The sequence below is a fragment of the Pseudomonas sp. P108 genome (genome assembly GCF_032613195.1).
Taxonomy (GTDB): Bacteria; Pseudomonadota; Gammaproteobacteria; order Pseudomonadales; family Pseudomonadaceae; genus Aquipseudomonas.
Genome location: NZ_CP126691.1, coordinates 5,712,358 through 5,732,835 on the forward strand (window position 1 = coordinate 5,712,358; position 20,478 = coordinate 5,732,835).

A 20,478-nucleotide genomic window follows, 5' to 3' on the forward strand; every position below is an offset into this window, starting at 1 on the left:
GGAAGGCCCGTTGCAATTGCGTAAGGCAGGTGCTGCCCAGGAAGTTCAGGGTGCGCGATTGTACGCAAGCCGCGAGAGACGCGCAAGTAGCCGTCCATCGCGCCTTGACAGCTCTGGATGTGAGTCCTAGCATGCCGCGCAACCCTTCTGGAGCGACTCTCGCTGATGCAACCCCAAGCTTTCTACCGCGCGGTGGCGGACGATTTTAGCGCCGTCGACGGCATCATCAAGAAGCAGCTGACTTCCCGAGTACCGCTGGTATCGAAAATCGGCGATTACATTACCTCGGCCGGCGGCAAACGTCTGCGTCCTTTATTAGTGTTGCTGTGTGGCAAGGCCTTGGGTCGCGAAGGCGACGACATGCGTCTTTTGGCCGCCACCATCGAATTCCTGCACACTGCGACCCTGCTGCATGACGACGTGGTCGACATGTCCGGCATGCGCCGTGGCCGCTCGACCGCCAACGCCATGTGGGGCAACGCCCCAAGCGTGCTGGTCGGCGACTTCCTGTACTCGCGCTCGTTCGAAATGATGGTCGAACTGGGCTCGATGCCGGTGATGAAGATCCTTTCCCAGGCCACGCGCATCATCGCCGAAGGCGAAGTGCTGCAACTGTCCAAGGTGCGCGACGCCAGCACTACCGAAGAAACCTACATGGAAGTCATCCGCGGCAAAACCGCGATGCTCTTCGAAGCCTCGACTCACAGTGCTGCGGCACTGGCCGGTGCCTCCGCCGAGCAGAGCGAAGCGCTGCGTACTTTCGGTGATCACCTCGGTGTGGCGTTCCAGTTGGTCGACGACCTGCTCGACTACAAGGGCGACGCGGAAACCCTGGGCAAGAACGTCGGTGACGATCTGGCCGAAGGCAAGCCGACCCTGCCGCTGATCTACACCATGCGTGAAGGTACGGCTGAACAGGCTGCACTGGTTCGTCAGGCGATCCAGAAAGGCGGGATCGAAGACCTGGAAAGCATCCGCATTGCTGTGGAAGCCTCCGGCTCGCTTGAGTACACCGCGCAACTGGCCCGTGATTACGTGGCCCGTGCGATCAAGTGCCTCGATGCACTGCCGGCCAGTGAATATCGGGATGCGCTGGTTGAACTGAGTGAGTTTGCGGTCGCCCGTACGCACTGATTCTGCCCACTGTGGGAGCGAGCTTGCTCGCGAAAGCGATCTGCCAGTCGACTTCAATGTTGACTGACCTGACGCCTTCGCGAGCAGGTCGAATCGTCGCACCGTCGCTCCCACAGTTGTTTCTGCGCTATGCCCTCCCTCGCGTAAAACCCTATACAATGTGCGACTTTTAGCGATCCACATCCCAAGGAGCCTTAGTGAGCACGTTGCCACCCTGCCCGAAATGCAATTCCGAATACACCTACGAAGACGGCACCCAACTGGTGTGCCCGGAGTGCGCCCACGAGTGGTCTGCCAGCGGCGAAGCCGAAGTGGCGTCCGATGATGCCGTGAAGAAAGATTCGGTCGGCAACGTCCTGCAGGACGGCGACACCATCACCGTGATCAAGGATCTGAAGGTCAAGGGCACTTCGCTGGTGGTCAAGGTCGGCACCAAGGTCAAGAACATCCGTCTGTGCGATGGCGACCACGACATCGACTGCAAGATCGACGGTATCGGCCCGATGAAGCTCAAATCCGAGTTCGTCAGAAAGGTCTGATTCCACTGTCATCCATCCCGCGCCAGCCGTGGGATGGAGCTTCGCCCTCCCCGCTCCGCCCCAGCAAAACCAAGCAATAGCCAAACGCCAGCCGTTTTGACCTTACGCAATCTTTACCCGGAAAATTTCACAATCCGCCAATAGACGCTTGCTATTTGACGAATAAGAATTATTCTCATTGAAACCCTACAAGGAGATGAGAACCATGACTTATTTGATCGACGCGTGGCTGGATCGCCCACACCCTTACCTCAGAATCCTCCATCGGGAAACCGGTGAAGTCTGTGCGGTGCTTGAAGAAGAAGCCCTGCATGAGCTGCAAGACCAAGGGGATCTGGACGTCAGCAGCCTCAATTCCAGCGAGCCATTGGTGCTCAAGGAGCTGGTGCGCAATCTGTTCCTGTTCTGCTATGCCCGGGCGTTGCGCCCGACCAGTGAGCTGCATCACAAGATAGAACTATGAAACTCGGTAAAAACTGTGGGAGTGAGCCTGCTCGCGATGGCGGTGTATCAGGCAACGAATTCGTCGACTGAAGAGACGTCATCGTCGGATCGCCGCCCGGAGCAGGCTCACTCCTACATTAGCCCGCCATCAAGGCAGGCCCGGTCTTACAGAACGTCCAGCAGCTCGACGTCGAATACCAGAACGCTGTGCGGCGGGATGCTGCCAACGCCTTGAGCGCCGTAAGCCAGTTCGCTCGGCACGTACAGACGCCATTTGCTGCCGGCATTCATCAGTTGCAGGGCTTCGGTCCAGCCAGCGATCACGCCGCCAACCGGGAATTCTGCAGGCTGGCCACGCTCGTAGGAGCTGTCGAACACAGTGCCGTCGATCAGGGTGCCGTGGTAGTGAGTACGTACTTGATCTTCACGGGTCGGCTTGGCGCCTTCGCCCTGAGTCAGCACTTCGAATTGCAGGCCGGAAGCCAGGGTGGTGATGCCGTCACGCTTGGCGTTTTCAGCCAGGAAGGCCAGGCCTTCGCCAGCAGCGGCTTCAGCTTTGGCAGCGGCTTCGGCTTGCATGATTTCGCGGATAACCTTGAAGCTGGCGGACATTTCTTCCTGACCCACACGGCTTTCCTTACCGGCGAAAGCGTCGGTCAGACCGGCCAGGATGGCGTCCAGGCTAACGCCCGGTGGCGGGTTGTCGCGCAGCTGGTCACCCAGCTGACGGCCGATACCGTAGCTGACGCGGGTTTCGTCGGTGGACAGATTTACTTCGGACATGACACTGCTCCGCTGTGCGGACGGCCACAAGACGTGCCGTGCGTGCACAGCGCGTCCCGGCGCGCCCGGAACCAAAAGGGCGAGCAGACTAGCACAGATGTTCCGGCGATGGCGCGCAACGCCTACAGGGCTGAACGCCAGGCGAGCGGCACCTTCAGGCTTTCCTCGCCACTGGGACCCAGACCACACATTTCGTCATGTACCGAGGTGTGTACAAGGTTGAATGGCAACACCGGAAAGGCATGCAACAAATCCCGTGCGTGCTCAACCGAGCGTAGCGTCAGCATGTTGCCTTTGAGATCACTCAACGGATACGCCGCGCCATGCATCCGTGCTTCGAGCAGGTAAATCCCGCCTTCCATGGAGATCAGGTTCAACTCATCAACCTTCCTGGCGATGGCAAACGCATTCAACTCTTGCAGGTTCATGAACGCACCTCACAACGTGGCGAGTCAGGACCTCTACAGGGATATGCCCGCGCGCACCAAAGCACAAGCCACAAACGACACCGCCCGTCTGTTTCGCAACAGACGGGCGGTGTTTTTGCAGCGATCAACGGTTGATCAGTGCTTGGTGACCTTGTCCAGGTAACCCATGGCGAACGCCGAAACGACGAAGGTCATGTGGATGATCACGTACCACATCAAGTGCTCGGGATCGACGTTCTTGGCGTCCATGAAGATGCGCAGCAGGTGGATCGAGGAGATCGCCACGATTGAGGCTGCCACTTTCATCTTCAGCGACGAAGAGTCCATGGTGCCGAGCCAGCTTAGCTTTTCCTTGCCTTCATCGATGTTCAGTTCAGAGACGAAGTTCTCGTACCCGGAAATCATCACCATGACCAGCAGGCCGCCGACCAGCGCCATATCGATCAGCGACAGCAGCACCAGAATCAGTTCCGACTCGGCCATCGAGAACACGTTGGGCAGGATGTGGAAAACTTCCTGGAAAAATTTCAGTGCCAGCGCCAGCAATCCGAGGGACAGCCCGATATAGATTGGCGCCAGCAGCCAGCGCGAGGCGTACATTGCGTTTTCGATAAAGCGTTCCATTGAGTCTCACACAGGGGGGCTGGAAATGGCGGCGAGTATAACAGCCACCTATGACAGCCAGAAACCGCCGAAAAATCCGCCACCTGCGTGTGTGAGTGATTTTTTTTCTGCTAGTGTCCAAACCATTGACAGCCCAGTGACTGTAGACAGGACGCGTGGAAATGGATGTGCGATTACCGATAACGACGGCCGGAATCTGCCTTGCACTGTTGATCAGCGGTTGCTCGCCTGGCGACGAGAAGCACGCCGCCAGCCTTGAAGAAAAGACCGCAACGTTCGAACAGTCGCTGGACGCCATCACCGATCCGAAACTCAAGGACGCCATCACCGAACTTGGCGGCTCACTGCTGTTGCTTGAACGGGCGCAACTCAAGCTGAGCGACAATCCACCGCGCACCGAATACGGCGAAGACGCACTCGCCGTGCTCAAGCACTACCCTGCCCCGCAGACGCTGGTCGACACTTTTATCAATGGCCTGTTCGTGCTGCACAAGGACGCCAGCTCCGATTACCTCACCGACCTGCAACCGGTGTTCCCCTTCAACCTGAACATTCCCGGCGGTTTCCTGTTTCCCCATGGGGTGGAATGGCAGTCGGTAACGTTGAGCAACAAACGCGTGATCGCTTATCAGCCGGAATGGTCGGAAACCGATCCGGGTATTCAGCTCAGCCCCTCCAGCTCCAACGTCACCAACCCCGATGACCTGACCGTAACCTACCCGTTCATTGACGGACTGGATGTGGACAAGAAGACCCTGCCGCAACCGGTCAGCCTCCAAGGGCGGATCGAAGTCATCGCGCCGCGCCGCCTGTACAGCTTCGACCTGACGCAAAAGGACGTCGGCCAGACCCGCACCAACGACAATCTCAGCGTCAAACTGCTGAAGCTTGAAAAGGACTACGCCGAGGTCGAATTCAGCAACAACCTGCCGCTGGCCGCGGAAGTCGCCGATGCCCAACTCAATCCGCTGATCGTCCAGGCCCGCGATAAAACCGGCCAGTATCTGGTGCGTGCCGGCTCGATCAACGAGAGTCCGGAGCAAGTCGCCTTCTACCAGAAACAACTGGCGTACCTGCAACAGCAGAAGAGCTGGAGCGATACGCTGGAAAAGCAGCTCACGCAAGAGCAGCAGGCATTCGAGGAGAAACATCCACGTCGCTATAACAAGGTCTACTTCAACGGCCCGATCGATACCCTGGAAGTCAGCGTGCTGGATTTTTCCTCGGCGACCGTGACGCGTAAACCGCTGGATCTGCCGATTCGCACGTTCAATCAGCACACCACGGAGAAAACCATCCAGCCACTGGATCCGTCAGTGACGGTTTACGACGACCTGGCGGTCAACTGGCTCAAGGGTGCGAGCCTCACCGAAGAACAACTGAAGGCCGGCATTCGCATCCATCAATCCGTGGAAGAACCGAGCGCTGCCCGCATCGAGTTCTCCCATCGCCGCACGTTCAACGATGAATTGCTGGGCGATGACTTCAGTCCGGGTGTCAGCCCCGTCACGTTTTTCACCGAAAAGCGCAGCGGCAAGCTCGATGAGCCGATCGAACTGCCGCCCGAGGCGTATCAAGTCGATCCGCTGCGCGCGACGATTACTTACGATTTGAATCTGTTCCCGGAAACCCCGGCGATTGCCGTCGGCTCAATGCCGCTGTTTCTCGCCACGGTGGCGAAACAGACGTACGACGCCAAGTCACTGCCCAAAGGCCTGGAGATCAAGAACAACATGCTGGTGGTGGACCTGAAACTGTTTGCGCCCAACGAATGGCGTTTCTTCGTCAAGGATGACAGCGGCAGCTATCTCAAGCAGATCCTTTCAGTCAGCCACGACGCGGGCGCAGAAGGCCCGGCGTTGTTTGGCGTGCATTACTTTTATGGCCGCCCAAGCCACGTGGAAACCTATCAGCGAACCGACCTCGCTACCGTGCAATACGGCTTTGAGGTCAAACTCGACAAGGCGCCAATGCCTGAGACTGCGCCTTGAAGTGCAGGATCAAAAGATCGCAGCCTGCGGCAGCTCCTGCAGGCGTAGATCCTAATTCAGGCTGCGGCCACGTCCACCGTTGATCTGCCGCAGCTGGGCTTGCAGGTGCAGGCTCCAGATCTGCGGATCGTCGGCCAGTTCGTAACCATGCAAGGTCAGGCTTTCGACAATGGTGTCGAGTATCGATTCAGCGGCGACCGGCCCATGAAACGGGCCCTGGGCTTTGATGGCGGAAGGTTGTTCGCCGGCCATGCCGGCAGCGAAGAGCAGCGTCCACATGCCGTTATCGCCGGCCAACGGCTTGATGGCGCATTCGATACGGGTCACCAGACCCAGGCATTGACGGGTGAGACAGAGGTTGCGCGACATGGCGGCGACCCTCGGTGAAGCCGGTATTCAGCCCCCACGGGGGGACTGGCTCGATCCAGTGATACTGTCGATATCCTTGAGCTGAGAATAGAAGAAAAGTCCGCTGCGCAAGCTGGATAGAACCAGAAGGCGCCGAATGGTCATTGTGTGAATATTGGCGTCAGAGATGTGGCGAATTACCTGAAGATCAACACAAAACAAATGTAGGAGTGAGCCTGCTCGCGAATGCGGAGTGTCAGGCAACTTATTCGTCGTCTGATACAGCGTTTTCGCGAGCAGGCTCGCTCCCACAGTTTGTGACCGCGTTTAGGCTCAGGCCGGTTTGGCTTCGGCCAAAGCCTCCTGCGCCAGTTCTTTCTCGGCTTCCTTGAGGTCTTCTTCGCTGATCATCTCAGCGATGTCGCGCAAGCGCTCGACCACCCGTGCGTTGATACTGCCTTCCGGGAATTCGCCGTCGGCATTCGGCTCACCGGCCGGTTCGCCAACCAACAGACTCAACGCCTCGTCGGCCTGACGCACCGCGTACACATGGAACTGCCCGGCACGCACCGCCGCCAGCACTTTCTCATCGAGCATCAGTGTTGCGACGTTGGCCTGCGGAATGATCGCGCCCTGCTCGCCAGTCAAGCCGCGTGCTTCGCAGAGGCGGAAGAAGCCTTCGATCTTCTCGTTGACTCCGCCCACTGCCTGCACTTCACCGAACTGGTTGATCGAACCGGTGATCGCGAAGCACTGCTTCAACGGCGTTTTCGACAGCGCCGAAATCAGTGTGCACGCCTCGCCCAACGACGCACTGTCGCCATCGACGTAACCGTAGGATTGCTCGAGTGCGATGCTCGCGGAAATCGCCAGCGGGAATTCCTGAGCGTAACGGCTGCCCAGATACCCGGTGAGGATCATCACGCCTTTGGAGTGGATCGGTTGACCAAGGTTAACCTCACGCTCGATGTCGACGATGCCGCTGCCGCCCGGGTACACCGTGGCGGAAATCCGCGCCGGCACACCGAACGCCGAATCGCCGACTTCGAGTACGGTCAGACCGTTGCACTTGCCGACCGCCGCGCCATCGGTGTCGATGAGGATGATCCCGGCGAGCATGTCGTCGAGAATCCGCGCCGACACACGACCAGTCCGTGTGGCTTTGGCTTTCAGCGCACGTTCGATATGCCCGGCATCGGTCATCTCATCGCCGGCCAGATGACGAATGAAATCCGCCTCGCTGACCAACTGGAACAGATCGCCTATGCGCGCCGACAAACGCCCTTGGTGTTCGGCCAGACGTGCGCTGTAAGTGGCCAGACGCGCCACCGCATCGGCAGTCAGCGGTGCCATGCCTTCTTCCGAGGTACGGGTTTTCAAGAGCTGGGCAAATTGCTCCAGACTCTCGTCGACCATCGGGATGTCTTCGTCGAAATCCACCAGAACGCGGAACATCTCCTGGAAGTCCGGATCGAGGTCTTGCAGCGTGTAGTAAAGCGAACGCGCACCGATAATGATGACTTTGACCTGCAACGGAATGTGCTGCGGGTTGAGGGTCACGGTGGCGAAACGGCCCATCTCGCCCAGCGGTGATTCCATTTTCAGTTTGCGCGATTGCAGGGCGCGTTTCAGCGCGTCCCACACGAACGGCTCGCTGAGCATTTTTTCCGCTTCAAGAATCAGGAAACCGCCGTTGGCGCGGTGCAAGGCACCCGGACGCAACTGGCGATAGGTGGTGTAGAGCGCCCCCTGATCGGTGGTGTATTCGATGCGACCGAAGAGGTTTTCGTAAGTCGGGTGCGGCTCGAACACCACCGGCGCACCGCCGCTGACCGGATGACCAACCACCAGGCTCGGCGCGTATTGCTCTTCCAGCAGCTTGCGCGCAACGGCGTCGGTCTTGCTGTCGTCGACCAGTTGCTCGACCACGGTTTTCAGCAGATAGACCTGCATCGCTTGCAGGTAACCGCACACCGCAGCGTTTTCCGCGTACTTCTCCGACAACGGCGACAACAATGGCTGCAAGGCCAGGGTGATGGTTTCTTCGTTGAGCGAGCGCAGTTGATTGTTCGACTCGCGCTTCCATTGCGGCAGGCTGGCGAGTTCTTCGTTCAGACGTTCTTCGAGGCCGGAAATGTCATCGTGGAAACGCTCACGATCGGCTTCCGGCAACTGAGCGAATTCCGCTTCGTCCAGCGCTTTACCGTCGAGCATCGGTGTGAAGGCAATGTTGCTGGCGTCGCGGTACAAGGCGACGTCTTTTTCCAGGGCCAGGCGCTCGATGATGTCGAGGGCCTTGTCGTAGCGCTGGTTGAAGGCGCGGTCGATCGCGCTTTTCTTCTGCTGGTAGGAAGGGTGTTCGAACACCGCGGGAAATGTCGCCAGCAGGTTGTCGATCAAGCCGTTGATGTCACCGATAAAGGCGCCGGCCGTGCCCGAAGGCAACTCCAGGGCTCGCGGTTCGCGCGGCTCATCGAAATTATTCACGTAGACCCAGTCCGCCGGGGTCTGCAGGCGTTTTCCTTCGGCCTTCAGGTAGCGTTTGACGAACGAGAAGCGGCCGGTGCCGGGCTCTCCCATGACAAACACGTTGTAACCGGGGCGTGGCATGGCCACACCGAACTGCAAGGCTTCGACCGCGCGTTCCTGGCCAAGCACACCGCGAAAGGGCTCCAGATCATTGGTGGTAGTGAAGCTGAACTGTTCAGCGGAAAACGGACGGGTCAGCGCTTCGGGCGCAAGACGCAAGCTGGCAGCAACAGGATCAGGCATCGGGCTTCCTTAACAATCAGGCGGGGCAGATAGCGGCATTCTGGCGCCGCCCGTGCCCCACTGGCAAGGCGCGCCACACTACAAAGCATAGACAACCGCCCGCCCCTGCCCCGGCACCCATGAAATCGGGGTTATCGCCAAATCTTTTGTAAAAACTCACGGAACCGCAGGAACGTGCCTAAACTCCAAACTGCGCGGCTGGAACTAATACTGGCCCACTGGCACCGCCAGGTGTCAGAACCCTGTCCATTGGTATGCACACAAAGAGAAAAAAGCTATGAAACGGATTCTTCTCGGTACTCTCTTCACCGCTGTATCCATCAACGCAATGGCGCAAGCTCCAGGCGGCCCGGATTGCGGTTGGGGCAACATGCTGTTCGAAGGTCAGCGTGGCACCCCTGCTCACTTCCTCGCTTCCACCACCAACGGCACTTCCGGTAACGCCACCTTCGGGATGACGTCCGGCACCAACGGCTGCTCGACCAACGCTTCGCTGACCTACGGCGGCAAATCCTGGTTTGCCATGAATGGCATGATGAACGAGCTGTCCGAAGACATGGCCAAAGGCAACGGCGAAGCGCTGACGACTTATGCCGTGGTACTGGGCGTGGCGCCGGAAGACCGTGCGCACTTCGCTGCTGTGACTCACGAGCACTTCCAGCAGATCTTCAGCAAGGCTGACGTGACCGCTGAAGACGTGCATACCAACACCCTGGCCGTACTGAAATCGGATCCTCGTCTGGCCAAGTACGCAACTCAGGCTTAAGCTCGGCCCCACCCGCTTCCTTCGGGAAGCGGGTTTTGTTTTTTCGGCCCGCCCTCCTTGGGTCTTTATTTCTTTCCTGTTCAAGTTGCCGACTATGCTCAAACGCCTTGCCTGGCTGGCGCTCTGTGTCTGCGCCCCGCTGTCCGCCGCGCCAACCATCGACCCTCAACGTTTGCAGCAACTGGCCAACGACCGTTTCTGGATTTCCCTCGGTCACTACGAAACCGCCAAGCTTGGTGGCTGGCGCAGCTATGTCAGCGACAAGAAATTCTTTCTGGCGCCCGATGGCAATGAACATCCCGATCATGAACTGGCGGCCACCGTGCAAGCGCTGTACGCCCCGGCCAGTCTCGGCGAGCAACATGCGCAATGCGTTTATCCGGCGCGCACTCGCTGGTTGAAAGCGCAGCTCAACCTGACCGATCTGCCGACGCCCGAGTGCGCCGAGTACAAAAAATGGTTCAAGGATGTCTCGCCGCACAGCGCGGTGATGATCTTTCCGGCGGCGTACTTGAACAGTCCGTCGTCGATGTTCGGCCATACCCTGCTGCGTATCGATCAGGCTGACGTGCAGGCCGACAAAACTTCGCTGCTCAGTTACGCGATCAACTTCGGCGCCTACATCGAAGGCTCGGACAACAGCATTCTTTACGCCTGGAAAGGCTTGATGGGCGGTTATCCCGGCCTGTTCGCACTGGTGCCGTATCAGGAAAAACTTTCCGAATACCGCAGCCTGGAAAACCGCGATCTGTGGGAATACCGACTGAATCTGACGCAAGAAGAAACCGCACGCATGGTTGAACATGTGTGGGAGCTGAAGCAGATCCAGTTCGACTATTTCTTCTTCGATGAAAACTGCTCGTATCGTCTGCTGGAACTGCTGCAAGTCGCACGGCCGAGCCTGCGCCTGACCGAACAATTCCCGTTGACCGCGATTCCCACCGACACCGTCAAAGCGGTGAAAGAAGCCGGGCTGGTGGAAAGCATCGAATATCGTCCGTCCCGTGAACGCGAATTGCTTAGCCGTGCCGAGCCGCTCAGCGGTGAAGAACAGGATTGGGTACTGAAAGTCAGCGCCGATCAACAAGTGTTGCAGGATCCGGCTTTCAAAGCCCTGCCACGCGACCGTCAGGCGTTGATCATCGACGCGGCGTATCGCCTGGAGCGTTACCGTGCCAACGGTCAGGAGCGTGATCCGCAACGGGCGCAGCGCAGTTTCGAATTGCTGCGGGCGATCAATAAGAACCCCGCACCCGAGCTGGAAATTCCGCAACCGGGCCTGCCGGAAGACGGCCATGAATCACGCACCTGGCAAGCGGGTCTCGGCACCCGTGGTGATCGTGCATTCGGCGAATACGGCTTGCGCATGGCCTATCACGATCTCAACGACAACGCCGAAAGCTTCCCGCTTGGCGCGCAGATCGAGATCCTGCAGATGAAGTTGCGTCAATACGAAGGCAATCACTGGCAGTTCCAGCAACTGGATCTGGCGACGATTCGCTCGCTGACACCGCGCAATGAGCTGCTGCAACCGCTGTCGTGGCAAGTCACTGGCGGTCTTGAGCGCGTACCGGGCAAGCATGATGACGAAACGCTGGTCAGCCACGTCAACGGTGGTGGCGGCGGCACGTGGGCGCTGGGTGACGATGTGCTGGGTTTTGCCCTCGGCACCGTGCGCGTTGAACACAACAATGATTTCGCCGAGTTTGTATCCCCGGCCGGCGGTTTCAATACCGGCGTGTTGTGGAAAAACCCCCTGGGCAATCTGAGCATGGAAGCCAAAGGTGATTACTTCTTCAATGGCGAAGTGCGTCGTAGCCTGAGCCTGAATCAGCAGTGGGAGTTGTCGCGTAATCTGGGTTTGCGCCTGAGTGCGCAGCGTGAGTTCAGCCATCTCGCCACGCCGGAAACCGAAGTCATGCTTGAAGTGAAGTGGTATCACTATTGATCCTGAACACATCCCCCTTGTAGGAGTGAGCCTGCTCGCGATAGCAATTCATAAGTCACTGTTGCGGTGACTGATACACCGCTATCGCGAGCAGGCTCACTCCTACAGGGGATTTGTGGCGCTCAACGAATTACTCACACGCCTTTCACCAACGCCCGACGAATCCCCTTCTAGACTTTCCCCATAAGCCGGACAACCGGCGCGGGAGAGTGCGATGTGGCGGTGTGCGGGTTTGTTGGGTGTTGTTTTGTTGCTGGGCGGTTGCCAGACCACCCATGAAGATTTGATCGCCAAGGGTTATCCACCGGCCTTCGCCGACGGCTTTGACGATGGTTGCATCAGCGGCCGTCAGGCGGCCGGTTCGATCAGCGGCGAATTCCGCAAGAACGTGCCGCGCTATCTCAAGGACAAGCAATACGCCGAAGGCTGGACCGACGGTTTTCGCCAGTGTCAGGCAATGCTCGAAAACAAGGATCGCGAGCAATACCGCAACGAACACTGGGATGAACGCGAACGTGCCTGGCAGCAACAGAAAGACCAGGACGCCGGGCGGGCCTATCGCTCGCAATAGGTCGCTCCCAGACATCCATTGAAACCAAATGCCTGCGAGCATGGCCCAAACCTCATACGAGGAGGACACCATGAGTCGCGCATTCGTCAACGAAGACAACGCCGCCGCGCAAGCCGATCAGCCGGTCGAACGCCAGGTCAGTGACCAGCCCAATTACGTCACGCCGCAAGGCTTGGCGCAGTTGCAGGCGAAGGTCGCTGAACTGCAAACCTTGCACGCCGAACAATCAGCCAAAGGCGAGCAGGCCGACAAACAACGGCTGGCGGATCTGCAACGGGATTTGCGTTATTTCAATCAGCGCCTGAGCAGCGCACAAGTGGCGGTTGCCGCTACGTCCAGGGACAAAGTGCAGATCGGCAGTTGGGTGACCTACGCCGATGAGCACGACACCGAACGCCGCGTGCAACTGGTCGGCGAGGATCAGGCCGATGCCAGCAAAGGCCTGATCAATTGGGGATCACCGCTGGGCCGGGCGCTGATGGGTGCCCGGCTCAATGACGAGGTGCTGTGGCAGCGCCCCGCCGGTGATCAAGTGATTGAAGTGATCCGCATCGAACCGGCTTAAACCACACCCTGCGCCAACATCGCGTCGGCGACTTTGACGAAGCCGGCGATGTTAGCGCCTTTGACGTAGTTGATCCGCCCGTTCTCTTCGCCGTAATGCACGCACGCGTGGTGAATCGATTGCATGATCGCGTGCAGCTTGCTGTCGACCTCGCCCGCCGTCCACAGCAGACGCATGGCGTTCTGTGACATTTCCAGACCGCTCACCGCCACGCCGCCAGCGTTGGATGCCTTGCCTGGGGCGAAGAGAATGCCGGCCTCGATAAAGATATCCACAGCCTCCAGCGTGGTCGGCATGTTCGCGCCTTCGGCCACGCATACGCAGCCATTGCGCAGCAGCGTGCGTGCAGCCTCAGCGTCGAGTTCGTTCTGCGTAGCGCACGGCAGCGCGATGTCGCACTGCAACGACCATGGCAGCTGACCGGCGCGGAACTCCAGACCGAACGCTGCCGCCAGTTCGCTGATGCGACCGCGTTTGACGTTTTTCAGCTCCAGCAACGCCAGCCATTGTTCTTCGCTCAACCCGGCTTCGCAGTACAACGTGCCTTCGGAGTCGGACAGGGAAATCACTTTGCCGCCCAGATCCATGACCTTGCGCGCCGCGTATTGCGCCACGTTGCCGGAACCGGAGATCGCCACGCGTTTGCCTTCGACGGTCTGCTCGCGGCGCTTGAGCATTTCTTCAGCGAAGTACACGCAGCCGAAACCGGTGGCTTCCGGACGAATCAGGCTGCCGCCGTAGGTCATGCCTTTGCCGGTCAGCACGCTGGTGAACTGGTTGCTCAGGCGTTTGTACTGGCCGAACAGGAAGCCGATTTCCCGCGCACCGACACCGATATCACCGGCCGGCACGTCTACGTCGGCGCCGATATGGCGATACAACTCGCTCATGAACGCCTGACAGAAACGCATGACCTCTGCGTCGCTCTTGCCCTTCGGATCGAAGTCAGAACCGCCCTTGCCGCCGCCCATGGGCAGCGAGGTCAGGGAGTTTTTGAAGGTCTGTTCGAAGGCGAGGAATTTCAGCACACCCAGGTTCACCGACGGATGGAAGCGCAAGCCGCCCTTGTACGGGCCGATGGCGCTGTTCATCTGGATGCGGAAACCGCGATTGACCTGGACTTTGCCCTGATCGTCGACCCATGACACGCGGAACACCACGGCACGCTCCGGCTCGCAGATGCGCTCCAGAATCCCCGAGTTCAGGTAATGCGGATTGGCTTCGAGAAACGGCCACAGGCTGCGCAGGACTTCTTCGACGGCCTGGTGGAATTCGGGTTGATCCGGGTCGCGTTTTTTCAGACGGGCAAGGAAGGATTCGACGGATTCGATCATGGGAAAAGTCTCGGCAAATTTATTGTCGTTGGAGGAGATTGAGCCGGACTGTAACAAACGAAATGCGCACAGGAACAGAGCGAAATGTCGCAGTTATGAAATTAAATGGTGCACAGGATATAAATCCGGCGGTTTTTTGAGCTTGTTTTGCACCTGATTGGTGAGATTGACCTTGGACAATGCACCAACAGTTATACCGCTTTCGCGAGCAGGCTCGCTCCCACAGGGGAATGCATTTCAAATGTGGGAGCGAGCCTGCTCGCGAATGCCACGCCTAAGCGTTCCAGCAGAAACCGGGCAAAAAAAACGGAGCCCGAAGGCTCCGTTCTTTTTATGCAACCAACCCGAATCAGGCCAGTTTCTTGTGACGTACCCGGTGTGGCTGGGCAGCCGCTTCGCCAAGACGCTTTTTGCGATCGGCTTCGTACTCGGTGTAGTTGCCTTCGAAGAAGATCGCTTGCGAGTCGTCTTCGTACGCCAGGATGTGTGTCGCCACGCGGTCAAGGAACCACCGATCGTGAGAGATCACAATGGCGGCGCCCGGGAAGTCCAGCAGGGCTTCCTCCAGGGAACGCAGGGTTTCAACGTCGAGGTCGTTGGACGGTTCGTCGAGCAGCAGGACGTTGCCGCCCTCCTTCAGGGTCAGCGCCAGGTGCAGACGACCGCGCTCACCACCGGACAGGTCCTTGACGAACTTCTGCTGGTCGCCGCCCTTGAAGTTGAAGCGACCGACGTAGGTGCGCGACGGGATCTCGTAGTTGCCGATGCGGATCTGGTCGGAACCGTCGGAGATTTGCTGGAACACAGTCTTGCTGCCATCCAGGTCATCGCGGCTCTGATCGACGCAGGCCAGTTGCACGGTTTCGCCGACTTCGATGCTGCCCGAATCCGGTGTTTCCTTGCCCATCAGCATGCGGAACAGGGTCGACTTACCGGCACCGTTACCGCCGATCACGCCAACAATGGCGCCCTTCGGCATCGAGAACGACAGGTTGTCGATCAGCACGCGATCGCCGTAGCCCTTGGTGACATTCTTGAACTCGATGACCTTGTCGCCCAGGCGTGGACCGGCCGGGATGTAGATCTCGTTGGTTTCGCTGCGCTTCTGGAATTCCTGCGATTGCATTTCTTCGAAGCGTTGCAGACGAGCCTTGGATTTCGACTGGCGGGCCTTGGCGCCTTTGCGCACCCACTCCAGTTCTTCTTTCATGGCTTTTTCGTGGGCCGACTGCTGCTTGGATTCGGCAGCCAGACGATCGGACTTGGCTTCGAGCCAACCCGAGTAGTTGCCTTCGTACGGAATGCCTGCGCCGCGGTCGAGTTCCAGAATCCAGCCAGCGACGTTGTCGAGGAAGTAACGGTCGTGCGTGATCGCAACCACGGTGCCCGGGAAGTCGTGCAGGAAGTGCTCCAGCCACGCCACCGAATCGGCGTCCAAGTGGTTGGTTGGTTCGTCGAGCAGCAGCATGTCCGGCGCGGACAGCAGCAGACGGCACAGCGCCACACGACGTTTTTCACCACCGGAGAGGAATTCGACCTTGGCGTCCCAGGCCGGCAGACGCAGCGCATCGGCGGCGACTTCCAGCTGGCGCTCAAGGTTGTGACCATCGCTGGCCTGCAGGATCGCTTCGAGTTTGGCTTGCTCGGCGGCGAGCTTGTCGAAGTCGGCATCCGGATCGGCGTAGGCCGCGTAGACCTCGTCCAGACGCGCTTGCGCATCCTTGATCACGCTGACCGCTTCCTCGACCACTTCACGCACGGTCTTGGTCGGATCAAGTTGCGGCTCTTGCGGCAGATAACCGATGTTCAGGTCCGGCATCGGACGGGCTTCGCCCTCGAATTCGGTGTCGACGCCGGCCATGATTTTCAGCAGCGTGGACTTACCCGAACCGTTGAGGCCGAGTACGCCGATCTTGGCGCCCGGGAAGAACGACAGCGAAATGTTTTTGAGAATTTCCCGCTTCGGCGGAACAACTTTGCCCAGCCGATGCATGGTGAAGACGTATTGAGCCATGGAGAACCTTGGGTCAGTGACAGATGAATGATTGCAGCGCAGGCGAAGCCCGGCCAGACCATGCGCGTCGTTCACTTGATGGTTATCAATGCGTGCGCGCTGAAAAAGTCTGAGTCTAGGAGCTGGAACGCTCCCGCGTAACCGGCAAAGCTACCTGAATGACGGAAGGCAGTCCAGCCGCGCGGGGCTGGCACTTCGCCACGACTCAAGGCATGCTAGCCGCCCTTTGGGCGTCCGGCTTATAGTGCACGTCGCGCCAGTCCAGCCAAACCGCAGGATTACAGCTTGTCCAATGTCACTCCGCCAGCTTCTGTGAGCAGCACCCCACCGGCGCCCGGCTCGTCCCTGCGCGGTACATTAAAGGGTGCGCTGGCGACACTCGTGCTTTTGTTGCTCGCGTTGCTGTTCTGGCAACTGCTCGATCAACTGCGCGAAACCCAGAAAAACCAGCGTCAGTACACCATCGATTACACCGCCGACCTCGCCTCGCAGGTCAGCCTGAACATGGCGCTGAACGCGCAAATCGCCCTCAATCTGCTACCGATCGTCGAACAGCCGCAATCAGCCGACGAACAGCAGGCACTGCTGCGCAAGCTTCAGCAGTCGCTGCCCGATCTGCGCAGCATGGCGTTGCTCAGTCCTTCCGGGCGGATTATCAGCGACAGCGCCGTCGACAGCGACGACGCCAACTACCTGACCGAACTGGTGCGCCGCAGTCGCGCCCAGGCGCATTATTTCAGCAACGCCGATGACGGCTCGGTGGTGCATCTATTACTCCATCAGGCTAGCGGCAGCACCCGCGGCTATTGGGCGTTGCGCCTGACCCCGACGTTCTTCGACTCGCTGACCAAACAGGGTGATACCGGTTTGCGTCCGCTGTGGCTGGTGGAAAACCGCATCAACCATCAAATCATCAGCCGCGACGAAGCGCTGCCTTCAGCCAAACCCGGCGTGCTGACCCCGGACGATCTGGCCAACACCGTGCTGACCGTGCCGCTGAGCAGCAGCGATTGGCAGTTGCGCGGCCTGTTCGACCGCCAGCGCGTGCTGGAAGAATTGCTGCCGGCGTTCATCGGCAAATGCCTGTTGGGCCTGGCATTCTCGATGCTGCCGGTGATCGCGCTGTTGAACATGCGCCGCCGTCAACGCCAGTTACATGAGGGTCGCCGACGCTATCAGGACATTTTCGAAGGCACCGGTGTGGCCCTGTGTGTGCTGGACCTGTCCGGCCTCAAGCAAGTCTTCGACAAGGCGCAGATCCAGACCAGCGATCAGCTCAAGGCGTGGCTCGACCAACCGCAGCAACGCCAGCAACTGCTGCAGGAACTGCGCGTCACCGAGGTCAACCAGGTCGCGTTGCAACTGCTCAACGTCAACTCTTGCGAGCACGCCTGGCAACTGCTGATCGACGGCCATCCGCACCGCCAGTGCGCGATCGGCAATCAAGTCCTCGATGCCGTGCTGCAGCAACAAAAGCAGCTGGAACTGGAAATCAAACTGCCGGACATCAATGGCCGCGATCAACACCTGTGGATGGTGTTGCGCCTGCCGACCGAGCAGCACGACTACAAAGCGGTGATCCTCAGCATCAACGACATCACCAGCCGCAAGCTGATCGAACTGTCGCTGCTCGAACGCGAAGGTTTCTGGTCCGACGTGGTGCGCACCGTGCCGGATCATCTGTACGTGCAAGACGTGATCAGCCAGCGGATGATTTTCAGCAACCACCATCTCGGCCAGACCCTCGGCTACAACCGCACCGAATTGCACCAGATGGGCGAGTACTTCTGGGAGATCCTGCTACACCCGGAAGACGCCGACTACTACCATCGCTCGCGCCAGTTGCAGCGCCACGCCGGTTACAGTCAGTTGCTGCAATGCCAGTTGCGTTTCCGTCATCGCGACGGCAAGTGGCGGCGTTTCGATATTCGCGAACAGGCCCTGGCCCGCGACAAACATGATCAGGTCACGCGGATCATCGGCGTGGCCAAGGACATCACCGAACAGATCGAAGCCAGCGAATCGCTGCGTGACAGCGAGCAGCGCTACCGCATGCTCGCCGAAAGCATCAGCGACGTGATTTTCTCCACCGACAGCAAGCTCTCGCTGAACTACGTCAGCCCGTCGGTGCAGGCTGTGCTGGGTTACGACGCCGAGTGGATTTTCCAGAACGGCTGGCAATCGACCATCGCCAACCCGCAGCAACTGAGCGGCATCTACACGCTGATGGATCGCGTCAGCAAGGCGTTGGACAAACCCGAGCAACTGGCCATTTTGCGTAGCCAGGTGCAGACGCAATTGTTCCTGTTCGACTGCCTGCGTGCCGATGGCCGCAAGATCCCGATCGAGCTGCGTCTGGTGCTGGTGTGGGACGAGCATGGCGCGTTTGAAGGCGTGCTCGGCGTCGGTCGCGACATCAGTCAGCAGCGCCGCGCCGAAAAAGACCTGCGCATGGCCGCCACGGTTTTCGAGCATTCGACCTCGGCGATTCTGATCACCGATCCAGCCGGCTACATCGTTCAGGCCAACGAGGCTTTCAGCCGCGTCAGCGGTTACGCAGTGAGCGAAGTGCTCGACCAGTTGCCGAACATGCTCACGGTCGACGAACAACAGGACGCGCACCTGCGTTACGTGATCAAGCAATTGCACGAGCACAACACGTGGGAAGGTGAAGTCTGGATGAAGCGCCGTAACGGCGAGCACTACCCAGCGTGGGTCGGCATCACCGCGGTGCTCGACGACGAGGGTGATCTGGCCAGTTACGTGTGCTTCTTCAGCGACATCAGCGAGCGCAAGGCCAGCGAGCAGCGCATTCACCGCCTCGCCTACTACGACGCCCTGACCCATTTGCCGAACCGCACGTTGTTCCAGGATCGCCTGCACACTGCGCTGCAATCGGCCGAACGGCAGAAGTCGTGGGTGGTGCTGATGTTCCTCGACCTCGACCGTTTCAAACCGATCAACGACTCCCTCGGCCACGCCGCCGGCGACCGTATGCTCAAAGACATGGCCACGCGCCTGCTGGCCTGTGTCGACGATGACGACACCGTGGCGCGCATGGGCGGTGACGAATTCACGCTGCTGCTGCAACACCGCTCCAGCCGCGAAATGGCGCTGAACCGGGCGATTCATGTCGCCGAGCAGATCCTTGGCAGCCTGGTGCGACCGTTCGTGCTCGAAGGCCGCGAGTTCTTTGTCACCGCGAGTATCGGCATCGCCCTGAGTCCGCAGGATGGCAACGAACTCAGCCAGTTGATGAAAAACGCCGACACCGCGATGTACCACGCCAAGGAGCGCGGCAAGAACAACTTCCAGTTCTATCAGGCCGACATGAACGCCAGTGCGCTGGAGCGTCTGGAACTGGAAAGCGACCTGCGCCACGCCTTGGAACAGAACGAATTCGTCCTGTATTACCAGCCGCAGTTCAGCGGCGACGGCAAGCGTCTGACCGGCGCTGAAGCGCTGTTGCGCTGGCGCCATCCACGTCGTGGACTGGTGCCGCCGGGAGATTTCATTCCGGTGCTCGAAGAGCTTGGTCTGGTGGTCGACGTTGGCGACTGGGTGATCGGCGAGGCGTGCCGCCAACTGAAGACCTGGCACCAGAACCGCGTGCGTGTACCGAAGGTCTCGGTGAACATCTCCGCGCGGCAATTCTCCGATGGCCAACTCGGCACGCGGATCGCCACGATCCTGCGCGAAACCGGCCTGCCGCCGGCGTGTCTGGAACTGGAACTGACCGAAAGTATCCTGATGCGCGAAGTCAGCGAAGCGATGCAGATTCTTGCCGGGTTGAAAAACCTCGGCCTGAGCATTGCGGTCGATGACTTCGGCACCGGCTACTCATCGCTGAACTACCTCAAGCAATTCCCGATCGACGTGCTGAAAATCGACCGCACGTTTGTCGACGGCCTGCCGTCCGGCGAGCAGGACGCGCAAATTGCCCGGGCGATCATCGCCATGGCGCACAGCCTGAATCTGGCGGTAATCGCCGAAGGCGTGGAAACCCATGAACAGCTGGACTTCCTGCGTGAGCACGGTTGCGATGAGGTTCAGGGCTATCTGTTCGGGCGGCCGATGCCAGCGGGGCGTTTTGAGGCGCAGTTCAGCAATGACGCGCTGTTCATGTTCGACTGAAGTCCTGCGGCGCGGCCATCGCGAGCAGGCTCGCTCCCACAAGGGATTGATGTCGGTCAGAAAATCGCAAGAGCACCTCGGTT

Annotated in this window: 16 protein-coding genes; 9 read left to right on the forward strand and 7 right to left on the reverse strand. The window is 59.3% G+C overall.

The features are described 5' to 3' along the window. Positions 1–165: 165 nt before the first annotated feature. The 3 genes from QOM10_RS25185 (at position 166) to QOM10_RS25195 (ending at position 2,136) form a co-directional block, all read left to right on the forward strand. Complete coding sequence (locus QOM10_RS25185) at positions 166–1,134, forward strand: polyprenyl synthetase family protein (protein WP_127929839.1); 969 nt, start codon at positions 166–168, stop codon at positions 1,132–1,134. Between the two features lie 197 nt (positions 1,135–1,331). Then, positions 1,332–1,673, forward strand: a complete 342-nt coding sequence (locus QOM10_RS25190) for a zinc ribbon domain-containing protein YjdM (protein WP_016986200.1) — start codon at positions 1,332–1,334, stop codon at positions 1,671–1,673. A gap of 205 nt (positions 1,674–1,878) precedes the next feature. Next, on the forward strand, positions 1,879–2,136 hold the full coding sequence (locus tag QOM10_RS25195) for a hypothetical protein (RefSeq protein ID WP_034153845.1): 258 nt from the start codon (positions 1,879–1,881) through the stop codon (positions 2,134–2,136). Between the two features lie 146 nt (positions 2,137–2,282). Here QOM10_RS25195 and QOM10_RS25200 read toward each other — a convergent pair whose 3' ends face one another. The 3 genes from QOM10_RS25200 to QOM10_RS25210 form a co-directional block, all read right to left on the reverse strand. Continuing rightward, the gene (locus QOM10_RS25200) at positions 2,283–2,900 is read right to left on the reverse strand and encodes an FKBP-type peptidyl-prolyl cis-trans isomerase (RefSeq protein ID WP_008078561.1); all 618 of its coding nucleotides are present in this window, start codon (positions 2,898–2,900) and stop codon (positions 2,283–2,285) included. Positions 2,901–3,022: 122 nt separating this feature from the next. Next, positions 3,023–3,328 (reverse strand): DUF6482 family protein, encoded by a 306-nt coding sequence (locus tag QOM10_RS25205; RefSeq protein WP_095121727.1) that lies wholly within the window; start codon positions 3,326–3,328, stop codon positions 3,023–3,025. A 135-nt stretch (positions 3,329–3,463) separates the two neighbouring features. Continuing rightward, on the reverse strand, positions 3,464–3,952 hold the full coding sequence (locus tag QOM10_RS25210; protein WP_007909801.1) for a TIGR00645 family protein: 489 nt from the start codon (positions 3,950–3,952) through the stop codon (positions 3,464–3,466). A 161-nt stretch (positions 3,953–4,113) separates the two neighbouring features. Here QOM10_RS25210 and QOM10_RS25215 point away from each other — a divergent pair, with 161 nt between their 5' ends. Then, entirely contained in the window at positions 4,114–5,943 is a 1,830-nt protein-coding gene (locus QOM10_RS25215; RefSeq protein ID WP_316917132.1) for a hypothetical protein, read from the forward strand. A 51-nt stretch (positions 5,944–5,994) separates the two neighbouring features. Here QOM10_RS25215 and QOM10_RS25220 read toward each other — a convergent pair whose 3' ends face one another. Together QOM10_RS25220 and QOM10_RS25225 are read right to left on the reverse strand one after the other, a co-directional pair. Further along, positions 5,995–6,312 (reverse strand): hypothetical protein, encoded by a 318-nt coding sequence (locus QOM10_RS25220; RefSeq protein ID WP_095121723.1) that lies wholly within the window; start codon positions 6,310–6,312, stop codon positions 5,995–5,997. Between the two features lie 312 nt (positions 6,313–6,624). Continuing rightward, positions 6,625–9,063 carry a Lon protease family protein gene (locus tag QOM10_RS25225; RefSeq protein ID WP_095121721.1) on the reverse strand — a complete coding sequence of 813 codons (2,439 nt, stop codon included), beginning with the start codon at positions 9,061–9,063 and terminating at the stop codon, positions 6,625–6,627. A 277-nt stretch (positions 9,064–9,340) separates the two neighbouring features. Here QOM10_RS25225 and QOM10_RS25230 point away from each other — a divergent pair, with 277 nt between their 5' ends. The 4 genes from QOM10_RS25230 (at position 9,341) to QOM10_RS25245 (ending at position 12,913) form a co-directional block, all read left to right on the forward strand. Next, positions 9,341–9,829 (forward strand): DUF3015 domain-containing protein, encoded by a 489-nt coding sequence (locus QOM10_RS25230; protein WP_007909797.1) that lies wholly within the window; start codon positions 9,341–9,343, stop codon positions 9,827–9,829. A gap of 94 nt (positions 9,830–9,923) precedes the next feature. Further along, the gene (locus tag QOM10_RS25235) at positions 9,924–11,777 is read left to right on the forward strand and encodes a DUF4105 domain-containing protein (RefSeq protein WP_316917133.1); all 1,854 of its coding nucleotides are present in this window, start codon (positions 9,924–9,926) and stop codon (positions 11,775–11,777) included. Positions 11,778–11,991: 214 nt separating this feature from the next. Beyond that, complete coding sequence (locus tag QOM10_RS25240) at positions 11,992–12,348, forward strand: hypothetical protein (protein WP_038361731.1); 357 nt, start codon at positions 11,992–11,994, stop codon at positions 12,346–12,348. A 70-nt stretch (positions 12,349–12,418) separates the two neighbouring features. Next, the gene (locus tag QOM10_RS25245) at positions 12,419–12,913 is read left to right on the forward strand and encodes a GreA/GreB family elongation factor (protein ID WP_316917134.1); all 495 of its coding nucleotides are present in this window, start codon (positions 12,419–12,421) and stop codon (positions 12,911–12,913) included. Here QOM10_RS25245 and gdhA read toward each other — a convergent pair. Then, positions 12,910–14,247: an NADP-specific glutamate dehydrogenase gene (gene gdhA / locus QOM10_RS25250; protein WP_316917135.1), complete on the reverse strand. Its 1,338-nt coding sequence runs from the start codon at positions 14,245–14,247 to the stop codon at positions 12,910–12,912. The two genes, QOM10_RS25245 and gdhA, sit on opposite strands and share 4 nt — an antisense overlap. A 349-nt stretch (positions 14,248–14,596) precedes the next feature. Continuing rightward, positions 14,597–16,261, reverse strand: a complete 1,665-nt coding sequence (gene ettA / locus QOM10_RS25255) for an energy-dependent translational throttle protein EttA (RefSeq protein WP_127929845.1) — start codon at positions 16,259–16,261, stop codon at positions 14,597–14,599. 285 nt (positions 16,262–16,546) lie between these two features. Here ettA and morA point away from each other — a divergent pair, with 285 nt between their 5' ends. Further along, positions 16,547–20,395 (forward strand): cyclic di-GMP receptor MorA, encoded by a 3,849-nt coding sequence (morA, locus tag QOM10_RS25260; protein ID WP_150751709.1) that lies wholly within the window; start codon positions 16,547–16,549, stop codon positions 20,393–20,395. Positions 20,396–20,478 lie beyond the last annotated feature (83 nt).